Source organism: Aeromonas sp. MR19, assembly GCF_963899305.1.
Lineage (GTDB): Bacteria > Pseudomonadota > Gammaproteobacteria > Enterobacterales > Aeromonadaceae > Aeromonas > Aeromonas bestiarum.
Map to the genome: position 1 here is coordinate 195,330 of NZ_CAWQWZ010000053.1, position 11,630 is coordinate 206,959.

General features: G+C 63.1%; 12 protein-coding genes and 1 pseudogene. 5 read left to right on the forward strand and 8 right to left on the reverse strand.

Annotated features, from left to right (window positions below; all coding sequences use genetic code 11):
• Positions 1-857 precede the first annotated feature (857 nt).
• Together AACQ95_RS21595 and AACQ95_RS21600 are read left to right on the forward strand one after the other, a co-directional pair.
• Positions 858-1,040, forward strand: coding sequence for a hypothetical protein (locus AACQ95_RS21595; protein WP_241279893.1), 183 nt, complete (start codon positions 858-860; stop codon positions 1,038-1,040).
• 875 nt (positions 1,041-1,915) lie between these two features.
• Positions 1,916-2,929, forward strand: coding sequence for a GGDEF domain-containing protein (locus AACQ95_RS21600; RefSeq protein ID WP_241279895.1), 1,014 nt, complete (start codon positions 1,916-1,918; stop codon positions 2,927-2,929).
• 58 nt (positions 2,930-2,987) lie between these two features.
• On the opposite strand, the gene AACQ95_RS21605 is transcribed toward AACQ95_RS21600, so the two are convergent.
• The 7 genes from AACQ95_RS21605 to AACQ95_RS21635 form a co-directional block, all read right to left on the reverse strand.
• Complete coding sequence (locus AACQ95_RS21605; protein WP_241279896.1) at positions 2,988-3,734, reverse strand: substrate-binding periplasmic protein; 747 nt, start codon at positions 3,732-3,734, stop codon at positions 2,988-2,990.
• Positions 3,735-3,847: 113 nt separating this feature from the next.
• Positions 3,848-4,594: a substrate-binding periplasmic protein gene (locus tag AACQ95_RS21610; protein WP_241279898.1), complete on the reverse strand. Its 747-nt coding sequence runs from the start codon at positions 4,592-4,594 to the stop codon at positions 3,848-3,850.
• Between the two features lie 73 nt (positions 4,595-4,667).
• On the reverse strand, positions 4,668-5,171 hold the full coding sequence (locus AACQ95_RS21615; protein WP_241279900.1) for a GDYXXLXY domain-containing protein: 504 nt from the start codon (positions 5,169-5,171) through the stop codon (positions 4,668-4,670).
• Complete coding sequence (locus AACQ95_RS21620) at positions 5,168-6,175, reverse strand: DUF4401 domain-containing protein (RefSeq protein WP_241279901.1); 1,008 nt, start codon at positions 6,173-6,175, stop codon at positions 5,168-5,170. Before AACQ95_RS21620 ends, AACQ95_RS21615 begins: the two co-directional genes overlap by 4 nt.
• A 36-nt stretch (positions 6,176-6,211) precedes the next feature.
• Positions 6,212-7,150: a DUF2157 domain-containing protein gene (locus AACQ95_RS21625; protein ID WP_241279903.1), complete on the reverse strand. Its 939-nt coding sequence runs from the start codon at positions 7,148-7,150 to the stop codon at positions 6,212-6,214.
• A gap of 240 nt (positions 7,151-7,390) precedes the next feature.
• Complete coding sequence (locus AACQ95_RS21630) at positions 7,391-7,948, reverse strand: TMEM165/GDT1 family protein (protein ID WP_042866068.1); 558 nt, start codon at positions 7,946-7,948, stop codon at positions 7,391-7,393.
• A gap of 244 nt (positions 7,949-8,192) precedes the next feature.
• On the reverse strand, positions 8,193-8,522 hold the full coding sequence (locus AACQ95_RS21635; RefSeq protein WP_043556561.1) for a translation initiation factor: 330 nt from the start codon (positions 8,520-8,522) through the stop codon (positions 8,193-8,195).
• Between the two features lie 119 nt (positions 8,523-8,641).
• Between AACQ95_RS21635 and AACQ95_RS21640 the strand changes: the two genes are divergently transcribed.
• The 3 genes from AACQ95_RS21640 to AACQ95_RS21650 are packed head-to-tail and all read left to right on the forward strand — an operon-like array spanning position 8,642 to position 11,375.
• On the forward strand, positions 8,642-8,869 hold the full coding sequence (locus AACQ95_RS21640; protein WP_042866070.1) for a FeoA family protein: 228 nt from the start codon (positions 8,642-8,644) through the stop codon (positions 8,867-8,869).
• On the forward strand, positions 8,866-11,136 hold the full coding sequence (gene feoB / locus AACQ95_RS21645) for a Fe(2+) transporter permease subunit FeoB (protein WP_241279905.1): 2,271 nt from the start codon (positions 8,866-8,868) through the stop codon (positions 11,134-11,136). The genes AACQ95_RS21640 and feoB overlap by 4 nt, the downstream gene beginning before the upstream one ends.
• Positions 11,133-11,375 carry a FeoC-like transcriptional regulator gene (locus AACQ95_RS21650; protein ID WP_065401178.1) on the forward strand — a complete coding sequence of 81 codons (243 nt, stop codon included), beginning with the start codon at positions 11,133-11,135 and terminating at the stop codon, positions 11,373-11,375. The genes feoB and AACQ95_RS21650 overlap by 4 nt, the downstream gene beginning before the upstream one ends.
• Positions 11,376-11,488: 113 nt before the next feature.
• Here AACQ95_RS21650 and AACQ95_RS21655 read toward each other — a convergent pair.
• A pseudogene (locus AACQ95_RS21655) lies at positions 11,489-11,566 on the reverse strand (cytochrome c nitrite reductase Fe-S protein); the annotation flags it as partial.
• Between the last annotated feature and the right edge of the window lie 64 nt (positions 11,567-11,630).

The window sequence follows — 11,630 nt, forward strand, 5'->3', positions numbered from 1 at the left end:
TTCAATGGTTAGTTCGAGAAATAGAGTTTTATCACAGCGAAAAACTCAATGTCTGGCCTTTAATATAAAACTATTCCTCGATAGGGATGTGTGCCGCTTGCTGTTGTACTCACAATGATTTGTTCACCTATGTAACCATGTTGATGATTACTATTTCATAGGTGCGAAAATATGGTCTCTCTATGGGGTGGCCTTTCTTTTGGTGACTTTTCTTTGGCCACGCAAAGAAAAGTCACTCGACCAAGCCCGAAGGGCGGGCGAAACCCCGTCGAGGGCCGTGCCCTCTTGTCCTGCATGGCGAAGCCATGCCATTCAGGCGTTGGGCGACATTCCGCCGGGGAATGACGTTAACCCCCTCACCCTAGCCCTCTCCCGCAGGGGGAGAGGGGATCATTTACCCCGGTGCAATGCGCTTCGCTTATTGGCACCCTACCTGTCTCCCGCAGGGGGAGAGGGGATCGTTCCCCGGTGCAATGCGCTTCGCTTATTGGCACCCTACCTTGCTCCCGCAGGGGGAGAGGGGATCGTTCCCCGGTGCAATGCGCTTCGCGTATTGGCACCCTACCTGTCTCCCGCAGGGGGAGAGGGGATCGTTCCCCGGTGCAATGCGCTCCGCTTATTGCACCCTGCGCCTCATCCCGTGGTGGGAGAGGTGCACTCCCGCTGCTTGGTGCCCCATCCCCCTGGATGCTAGGATGCCGAACCGTCCTCTTATCCAACCCTTATCAGTTATGGCAAACCGGCTCGTCGACAGTAAAAACAGGATCACTTGGGCAGGGCGTTGGCTTGCGACCCGCGGGGCCGCGCTCTTTGCCGAACTCTCGGAGTTTCAGCAGCGGATCTGGGTGGTCAGCATAGTGAACGACACCTACACGGATACCTTTATCGTCAATGAAGGCAGCTTCGAGGAGCCCATGCAGTGGATGCGGCGCAAGCAGTACGACGCCGACATGCTGCAGCGGGTCGATGCCATGCAGCGTTCCCAGGTGATCCAGTTCGAGCTGGGTGACATCTGCCATCGCCTGATGCGGGTCAAATAACTCCGAGCGTGCCCAGTGGCGACAGGTGTTGAGTCAAACGGCATCGAGTAAGCCAGTGACCGGGCGGTTGTTTGCGACCCGCGGTGGGGCTCAACCTCGGCTGTCATTCCCCTGCTGATTTGCTGAGAGGGGATAGTCCACCGGTGCAATGCCGTTTGCTTGCAGGGCCCTGCGTTTATAGCGACAGGCGGAGCTATTCCCTCCGCGTATTGGCGCTCTGCGCTATCATCCGGCGGGCTTGTGCCGCCGTTGCCCCCTTCTGCCAGACGTCTCGCCTCGCAGGCACATACTCCCTCTCTATCCGCGACAGTTGCTACCGCCCCTGGCTGTCGCTACCACAATGCGCTGTTGACCATCAGAGGCAACCAGGGGGCCAACAGGCACCTTGGTTATCTTACGGAGCCATCTCGGCCCGATCCATGGAATTCCATTGAATTAGTGATGCAAGTGTCAGAATTGAATAGTTTTTTGAGCCAGCTCAAGGTTGCAGTGCAGCCTTGGCCCCAGGGCGGCGAGTGACGTGAGTGTTGGCGCGTTGTGGTGTTCTGCCGGGGTGTACCAAGCCTGAGCCATCATCCGTGCCAAGCCAAGCCAAGCCAAGCCAAGCCAAGCCAAGCCAAGCCAAGCAGCGGGCTGGGCAAGGGAGCAGGAGAGGGCATCTGGTGCCTTGACCCCTCTGCGGTGGGTTGCTCACCCGATGGCATGGCAAGGCAGAGGGCTCTTATGCGGCCGGTCTGGCTGCCCGCTGGCGCCGTCTGGCGACGACTACGAGCAGGGTGGCACATTTAGTCGGCATCAGGCCCCGGCCTTGCTTGTGAAGGGGCCCAGGGGTTGGCTATCGTTTCAGTAATCGACATGCAAGCAGGGAGGTGTGCATGGACAGAATATTGCAGACGTTGTCGCTGCAGGTGACCGAGGCGCGGGATCTGGAGAGTCTGACCCGCCCGCTGCTGGAGATGCTAGAGACGGTCACCGGGCTTGAGTCCACCTATCTGACCGAGATAGACCTGGGTCACGACATTCAACATATCCGCTATGCCCACAACACGGCCGAGCTGCAGATCCCCGAGGGGGGCTCGGTGGCCTGGGGGGATGCCCTCTGCCGACGGGCCCTCGATGAGGGGCGCTTCTACACCGACGATGTGGCGAGCTGCTGGGGGGATTCCCAGGCGGCGCGGGCGCTCGGCATTCGCACCTATCTGAGTTGTCCCGTGCTGACCTCCTCCGGCTCCCTCTATGGCACTCTGTGCGCCGCCAGCGCCGAGCACAAGCCGCTGGTCGCAGGCTCGGATCATCTGCTTGCCTTCTTTGCCCGGCTGATCGCCGAGCTGGTGGAGCGAGAGCAACTGCTCTTGCAGTTGCAGCGGGCCAACAAGGAGCTGTCGAGCCAGGCGCTGAGTGATCCCCTGACCGGTCTGCCCAACCGGCGGGCACTGATGCACGAACTCAACCGCCTGTTTTCCCTCGCGGAGCGGGTCGAACATCCGCTGCTGCTCGCCTTTATCGATCTCGACGGCTTCAAGGCCATCAACGACACCCACGGCCATGCTGCCGGCGATCTGCTGTTGCAGACAGTGGCGAGGGCGCTCTCGAGCGTGCTGCGCGACGGCGATCTGCTGGCGCGGGTGGGGGGCGACGAATTTGTTGCCGTGGGCGTGGGGCCGCTGTGCGGTGAAGAGACGCTGGCGGCGGCGGTGCAGGGCTTTCAGCGCCGCTTGTGCGAGTGCAGCCAGGTGCAGCTGCCATTGCCTTCCCGCGTGCTGCACTATCCCGGTGCCAGCGTGGGGGTCGTGGCCATAGAGCCGGCCAATACCTCGATCGACGAGGCCCTGCGGCTGGCCGATGCCAGCATGTATGCGGTCAAGCGTCTGCGTCGCACACAGATCTGATGGCGCCAACCGGCAACAACAAGGGGCCCCGCTGGGCCCCTTGTCTTGCTCAACCCGGTTAGCGGGCGGGGAAGTACTTGCCCTGGATCTGCTGAAATTCGCTGCTGGCCAGCACCTGGGTCAGGCCATTCTGGAACTCCTTGACCAGCTCGTCGCTGACCGGGTGGCTGAAGGCGAAGCAGAATTGCTCCGAGCTCAGCATCCAGACCACCTTGAACTGGGCGGGATCCAGCTGCTGGGTGGCGATGAGATCCATCATGGTGGTCTTGTTGGTGGAGATGAGGTCGACCCGGCCGGAGGTGAGCATCTTGAGCGCCTGGGGCAGGCGGTTGGCGGTCATGATCTTCTGCTCGTCAAAGCCGTTGTTGAGCAGCAACTGCTCCCCCACGTCGGCGCGCACCGCCCCTATGTTGTACTGCTGGGCATCTTCCAGCTTGGTGAGGGTGAGCGGGCTCTTGGCCAGCCCCATCAGCACTATCTCGGCATAGCCGATAGGGCAGGCCCACTTGAACAGCGGATCCCGCGCCTCGGTGCGGGCGGTGGAAAAGAGCACCACATTGGGTTTCTGGGTCAGCAGGTAGTAGCCCCTCGCCCAGGGCATGATGGTGATGGTCTGGGCCGGGGTGTTGGTCTTCTGCCACACCTGATGCAGCAGCTCGACGGCGAGGCCGGTGGGGGCGCCGGCTTCGTTGGAGAAGTTGTAGGGTTTGTACTCTTCGGTGAGGTAGTGCAGCTTGCCAAGTTCAGGGCTGGCCTGGGTGATGGCGGTAAACATGAGCGCGACTATTCCAATCCATTTTTTCATCTTGGCCATCCTGATGGGGTGTTGCTTCATCCTCAAGTGTTACCAAATCGTGATAATTCGCCAATCAGATCGGGGGTTAAATCAAGGAGATGCGAACCCAGGCCGCGTTGGGTTCAGGGCGCTGGCAGGTATTGGAGTCGCAGGCGCTGAAACTCCGGCGAGGCCAGCGCCTGGGTCAGGGCGTGCTGGAACTGCTTGACCACGCCGTCGTCCACCTGACGGCTGAAGGCGTAGCAGAGCTCTTCGGCATCCAGCACCAGGGCCACATTGAAGTCGTCGGCCTTGAGCTGCAGCGCCTTGATGGCGTCATAACCCGCCAGCTTGCTGGTGGCCAGCAGATCGGCGCGGCCCGACACCAGCATGCGCAGGGCCTGGCTCAGCCGGTTGGCCGGTATGATGCGGGTTTCATCCATGCCCCGGTTGAGCAGCAACTGCTCGGAGGCATCGGCCCGCACCGCGCTGATCCGGTAGGCATTCATCTGCTCGGGGGCGCTCAGGCTGATGTGGCGCTGCTTGTGGGCCAGCAATATGTATTCGGAGTAGCCGATGGGGCAGGCCCATTTGAACAGGGGGTCGCGGGTGTCGGTGCGGGCGGTGGAGAAGAGCACCACATTGGGTTTCTGGGTCAGCAGGTAGTAGCCTCGCGCCCAGGGCAGGATGCGGATGGGCTGGGCAGGCGTGCCGCTGCGTTGCCAGACCAGCTGCAGCAACGCGACCGCCAGCCCGCTGGGCTGACCGGCCTCATCGCTGAAGTTGTAGGGGGGGTACTCCTCGGTCAGGTACTCCAGCTTGGCCAGGTCTGCCTGTGCCGAACCCAGGCACGACATCAGCAGCAGATAACAGCACAACCTTATCCTCATGAGCCCATCCTTGGCGTGAAACCGGCGATCCTCTTGCGCAAGTGTGGGTAAAAAAGCCTGAGATTGCCAGTACTTACCAACGATCCCTGCTGGTTCCCATCAGCTTGAACTCTTCATTACGCAGCCCGACCAGCAGCGCCTTGCCATCCGCTTGCAGCCGAAACTCGCCGTAGCGCGCCGTCTCGTACTGCTCCCCCGTGCCCTCTTCGAAGAAGAAGGCGTCGGGCCCGATCAGCCACTGGTTGTCGCTTAGGCGCACCTGCAACAGCCGCTCATTCGGTGCCAGTTGCGCCGGCTTGCCGCCTTCGACCCAGCTGGCCACCTGCTGCCCGTCGAGGCGGATCACCAGGGTATCGCCGCCATTGGCGCGCTCGCTGTCGCGACGGGCACCGAGCTGGCGGGCAATGTCGTAGTTCAGCCGCATGTAATCCCCTTGCATCAGGGAGCGGGGGTCGACCGGCGCCAGCCTGAGCAGTACCACTTCGCCGCTGCTGATGGCGTGCTCGTAGCGCCAGACGGTGAAGTTGATGCCCGCCAGTATGGCGAGGCCGGTCAGCAGGAGTCCAAGCCGTCTCATGATGGCGTCCTCCCATTGAGGATCTTCAGTAGCTGGCGGGTGCCGAGCAGCAGGGCGCCCGAGCCCAGCAGCAGCCAGGATTTGGTCATCAGGGTCAGCCCCAGATCGTAGTAATAGAGGGAGCCAAAGCCGAGCAGCAGCAGGCCCGCCAGCGTCATCAGCCCCAGGCTCCCGGCATAAAAGCCGAGCACCAGCACCAGGGCGCCGGCCCCCATGCCGGGGATGAGGGCGCTGATCAGCACCAGCGGCAGCCCATACAGCAGCGGCAGCTTGAGCCGGATCATGACCCCGAGCAGCAGGGCGGCGCAGAGCAGGGGATTGAGCCAGAGCGGCAGGCGGGAGTGGCCCAGCTCGTCGAGCATGCTGGCGCCCCCGTCCCACAGCGGATGGTGTAGGCGCCCCAGCACCAGCAGGGAGAGCGCCAGCCCCAGGGTGAGAGATTCGTAGACTTGATGGTGGACGGGCTGACGCTCCGCCTGCAGCCAGCAGAGGGTGACGGCCGCCATCACCAGCGGCAGGGCCAGCAGTTGCAGGCCGAGACAAGCCAGCCCAAGGGTGAGCAGTATGGCGGCGGCGAAGCTGTGAAACAGCCGGATCAGCCAGTGTTCGAACAGGGCGGCGATGGCGAGCGACAGCAGGGCCAGCCCCAGCCAGAGCGGCGCCGAGTGCGGGTCAATCTGATCGATGAGGCCATAGAGCAGCCAGGCATCGGCGGCCAGCGCCAGCGCCAGCACGAACTGGTCCCAGAGATCGCTGCGCTGGGCGAAGCGGTTGAGGCCATAGGCGATGGCCATCAGTACGCTGCCCATCACCAGGGCGCTGTTGGCATCCCGGGTGAGCTGCGAGAACGACATGAACAGGAAGAACAGCAGGAAGAGGGCGGCGATCCAGCCCACCATGCCGAGCAGGAAGCGGCTCGACCAGTGGGGCTGGGTATCATTGGGGACGTCCCCTTCCACCAGTTCGGCCTGTTGCAGCCGCTGCCAGGGGGTCAGATCAGCCATGTTGCCTCCTCCTGGCTGGCTTGCCAGATGCCTTGTTTATGCATGGGACCTCCGTTGCTGTTGCAGCCAGCGGCTGGCCGCGACCGACAGGCCGATGGCAATCAGGCTCAGCAGCAGGAAGCCGTCCACGTCGGGCTCCATCCACTTGCCAAGGGCCGCCAGGATCACGGCGATCAGGCTCAGGCAGCCCATGGCGAGCCCGGCGATGAATCTGTGGTGCCAGCGCAGATAGGCGGCGCCAAGCCATGCGATCCAGGCGGGCCAGACCCAGGGGGAGGCGGCATCAAACAGCGCCAGCAATGCCAGCAGGGTGACGCCGAGGCCGGCGGCCAGACCCGGCAGCCAGCTTGGCATCAAGCGCCAGCGGGCCGGTGTCAGCAACAGCAGGCCCCAGAGGGCGGCGTTGAGCAGGGTCAGGCACCAGCCCAGCCCCTCTTCATCGAAGGCAAAGAAGAAGTTGAACAGCCCGAGTCGCCAGTAGAGCACCAGCGCCAGCTGGCCGAGCAGCCAGCTCAGGGTCCACAGCAAGGGGCTCATGCCGAGCGCCGCCAGCGGCAGCAGCATCAGGGCCCAGGTGGCGAACAGCTGCCAGGGATCGGCGCCGGTCTGGTAGGTCTGGCCCACCAGGGCCAGCAGGGCGCCTATGTTGAGGGCTACCGCCAGCAGCAGCGCCTGGCGGGGCGTGTCGGCCAGGGGCTTGCGCCACAGCAGCACCAGCATGGCGAGCAGGGGCAGCTCCAGCAGGGCGAGGCGTTCGATCCGACCCAGCTCCTGCCAGTTGAAGGCGACGAAGAACACCAGACCGGCGCCCAGGCACAGGCTGCCGAGCCAGAGCAGCAGGCGATCGAACAACCATTGCCAGCGGGCGGGGCCGGGTGGCAGCTCGCACAGGGCGAGGGCGGCGGGCAGGTGCGCCTGGGCGAGGCGTCCGCGTCTGACCCAGTCGAGCAGCGTCTGTCTTGAGGTGAAGTGCATGGGATGCTCCATGAGGTTTGCCGCATTATGCCACCGTCATGGCACTGCGGGACACTCCCCGTGTGCGGGCGTGCGACAGCCGGCAGGGGGCCGCAGGCATCGGCCGCTGGCGGGCAACAAAAAGCCCCGCCTGTTCGAATAGAGGCGGGGCTGGCTTGGGATGACGCGACATGGGTACCGGCACTGGGCGGGGTAGGCAAGTGCTCACGCTTGCCTCGCCGCCTTCCGGGCCGGTTTGTGTCAGGCGAAGATCAGGGTGCTGACCCCTAGGCCCACAAACAGGATGGCGCAGGCGATGCGGATCCCCTTGAGCGGCAGCTTGTCGGCGCCCAGCTTGCCGAGCAGCACCACGGGCACGTTGGCCAGCATCATGCCGAGGGTGGTGCCTGTGATGACCTGCACCAGAGAGTCATATTTGGCCGCCAGCAAGACGGTGGCTATCTGGGTCTTGTCGCCTATCTCGGCGATGAAGAAGAGCACGAAGGTGGCCATGAAGGGGCCGTACTTGTCGAGCGGGCTCTCCTCGTCGTCCATCTTGTCCGGCACCAGGATCCAGGCCGCCATGGCAATGAAGGAGCCGGCGACCAGATAGGTCATCACCTTGGGATCCAGCCAGCGGCTGATGAACTCGCCAAGCCAGGCGGCGCCGGCGTGGTTGAGCAGGGTCGCCGCCAGCATGCCGGCTATGATGGGCCAGGGCTTGCGAAAACGACAGATGAGCAGCAACGCCAGCAGCTGGGTCTTGTCGCCGATCTCGGCGATAGCCACGCTCAGGGTTGAGGTTAACAGGGCTTCCATAAAAATGACCGGGGGACGGAATTGTTATACCTGAGACAAGCCTGCGCCATCCGTCCCCGGTATTGGCACTGGCCCGTCAAAGGTCTTGTCAAATCCACGGATTAGATGGATCACCCTGACCATGGTGAGTTGGCACCAAGCATGTTGATCAGGGTCGCAAACCGGTTTGGGATCGGGCTGCGAGACTACTCCCCCTCGATGGGAGCGGGCATTCTAGGGAAAAATCATCCGCCAGACAAGTAGGTCAGCCACCCACCAGCTTGACGCTGAAACCGGCCTTCTCCAGCTCGGCCTTGATCAGGTCCCGTTTATCCCCCTGGATCTCGATGATCCCCTCTTTCAGGCCGCCGCCGGTACCGCACTTCTTCTTGAGCAGGGTGGCGATGGCCTTCTGCTGTTCGGCCGGTACGCCGTGGATGCTGATGACGCCGGCGCCCTTGCGCCCCTTGGTCTCGCGCCGGATGCGCACCACGCCGTCGGCGGGAAAGGGGGAGGCGGATGGGGACTGGGTCTGTTCCTTGATGATGCCGCCGTCCGTGCTGTAGACCAGGCGGCTGTTGTTGTCGTGACTCATGGCAGTTATTTGTGAGTTAGCTAAGCGGAGTTTGATTTTACTCAAATTAGCGTGGGAAACACGGATTATAATGCCCCGAGTGAAAGCGAATTATTATTGTTTAACTTCAGGAGTCAGTCATGGTACTCGCGCAGTTGTCACCGGGACAGAGTGCTCGCATCAAGAACATGAATCAGTTGACCCGTCCCCTGCGGCGCAAGCTGATGGTGATGGGCTTGCTGCCTCAGACCGAAGTCATCTTCCTGCGCGCGGCACCGCTGGGTGATCCGCTCCAGATCCAGTGTCAGGGGATCTGTCTCTCCATGCAAAAAAGCCTTGCCCTGCAAATCGAGGTCGAACCGGTATGAATTATTCCCTGGTAACCGTCGGCAACCCCAATAGCGGCAAGACCTCCCTGTTCAACGCCCTGACCGGGGCCCGCCAGCAGGTGGGCAACTGGAGCGGCGTCACGGTCGACAAGAAGATGGGCGAGTTCTCCGCCCAGGGGCACGACTACAAGCTGATGGACCTGCCCGGCATCTATAGCCTGGCCAATCAGGAAGGGAGCCTGGACGAGCAGATCGCCAGCCGCTTCGTTCAGGGCCAGCAGCCGGATCTGCTGCTCAACGTCATCGATGCCGCCAACCTGGAACGCTCTCTCTATCTCACGCTGCAACTGCGCGAACTGGGGCTGCCCATGGTGGTGGTGCTCAACAAGATGGACATACTGCAAAAGCGGCGGCTGGTCATAGATGAAGCCCTGCTGGCCAAGGCGCTCGGCTGCCCCGTGGTGGCCCTGTCGGCCCACAACCGTCAGCAGGTCGCCGCCTTCAAGCACCAGATCCAGCAGTTCATCGGCCAGCCGCAGCCCGCGCTGCTGCTCGATTACGGCACAGATCTTGAAAAAGATCTGGCGGAGCTCGAAACCCTGCTCGCCCCGCACCACCTCACCACCCGTGGCCGCGCCCTGCGCCTGCTGGAAGAGGATGCCGTGATGCAGGAGACCCTGCTGCCCGGCCAGCAGGCCGCCGCAGCCAACGTGGTGGCCCGCGCCCATCATGCCCAGGACATAGATCTGCAACTGGCGGATATCCGCTATGGCCACATTCACCAGTGGGCCAGCCAGGCGTGTCAGCAGAAGGGCAAGCTCACCATAGCCCAGAGCGAATGGCTGGATCGGGTGCTGCTCAACCGCTGGGTCGGCATCCCCTTCTTCCTGCTGGTGATGTACCTGATGTTCATGTTCGCCATCAAGGTGGGCAGCGCCTTCATCGACTTCTTCGACATCATGGGTGGCGCCCTGTTCGTGGATGGCGTGCACCACCTGCTGGGGCTGATCAATGCCCCGGACTGGCTGGGGGCCATACTGGCGGACGGCTTCGGGGTCGGCTTGCAGACGGTGGCCACCTTTATCCCGGTGATCGGCTGTCTCTACCTGTTCCTGGCGGTGCTGGAGAGCTCAGGCTACCTGGCCCGCGCCGCCTTCGTGGTGGATGCCCTGATGCGTCGCCTCGGGCTGCCGGGCAAGGCATTCGTGCCCATGCTGATGGGCTTTGGCTGTACAGTGCCGTCTGTGATGGCGACCCGCACCCTCAACTCGGAGCGGGAGCGGCTGATGACCTCGGCCATGGCCCCCTTCATGTCGTGCGGTGCCCGCCTGCCGGTCTACGCCCTGTTTGCGGTGGCCTTCTTCCCCGAATCGGGTCAGAACCTGGTGTTCGGTCTCTACCTCATCGGCATTCTGGTGGCCGTGCTCACCGGCCTGCTGCTGCGCAGCACCCTGCTGCCGGGCAAGAGCGATTCTATGCTGATGGAGATGCCGGATTATGAGTGGCCGCGTCCCATCAACGTGGGGATCAAGACCTGGCAGAAGCTCAAATCCTTCGTGTTCGGCGCAGGTAAAACCATAGTGCTGGTGGTCGCCGTGCTGAGCGTGCTCAACTCGCTGGGCACGGATGGCAGCTTCGGCCACCAGGATCAAGAAAGCTCTGTGCTGAGCAAGATAAGCCAGGCCGTGACCCCTGTGCTGCACCCCATAGGTGTGCGCGATGACAACTGGCAGGCCACGGTCGGCATCGTCACCGGCATCTTCGCCAAGGAGGCGGTAGTGGGTACCCTCAACAGCCTCTACGCCGGCAGCAACGGGGATGAGGAGGAGAAGGAGTTCTCCCTGCTTGGCAGCTTCAACGAGGCCATTGCCGCCGTCGCCACCAACCTGGCCGACATAGACCCGTCCGATCCCATGGGGATCCAGGTCGGCAATCTGGATGACCAGCAGGCCGCCGCCGAGGCGCAGGAGGTGGATGTTTCCACCTACGGCAACATGCAGACCCACTTCGACGGTGCCGCCGGTGCCTTTGCCTACCTGCTGTTCGTGTTGCTTTACATGCCGTGCGCCGCCGCCATGGGTGCCCTGGTGCGGGAAACCGGTCGCCAGTGGGCCCTGCTGGCCGCCGCCTGGTGCAACTACACGGCCTTCCTGTGCGCCACCGTCTTCTATCAGGCGGCCACCTTTGCCGCCCACCCCGAACAGAGCCTGCTCTGGATCGGCAGCTATGGTCTCTCATTGTTGCTGCTCTGGTGGCTGGGCCGTCGTCACGGCGACATAGTCGCCCGCAAGGTGGTGGCCCTGTGATCCTGCGGGAGCTCGGCGCCTATCTCGCCGCACAACAGAAGGTGAGTCGGCGGGATCTGGCGCGCCACTTCCACACCTCGGAAGATGCGGTGGAGGCCATGCTCGGCGTCTGGATGCGCAAGGGCCGGGTCGCCAAGCGGGAGACCCAGGTGTGCGGCGGCAGCTGTTGCGGCAAGAGCCAGGAGGTGATGTTCGAGTGGTGCGAGCCCGGCCAGATAGGCTTGGTGCAAAAGGGCTGAACCTGCGCGTTCGTCCGCTTCATTCGTCGATAAAAAAAGACCCGCCACTGGCGGGGCTTTTTTTTTGCTGGCCGCGGTGGGGGTGCCTGGCGGGGGGGGGGGGCAGGGGCAGGGGAGCGCGCCCGCCACGTCATAATGATGAGGGCCCCCGCGCTCATCCCCGCCATGAAGTGACGGCGAGAGCAGCTCATTGTGCCTCCTTGCCCGGGGTGGCGTTCGCCTTGGCCGCCTTGACGGCTTCATGCTGCTTGCTGT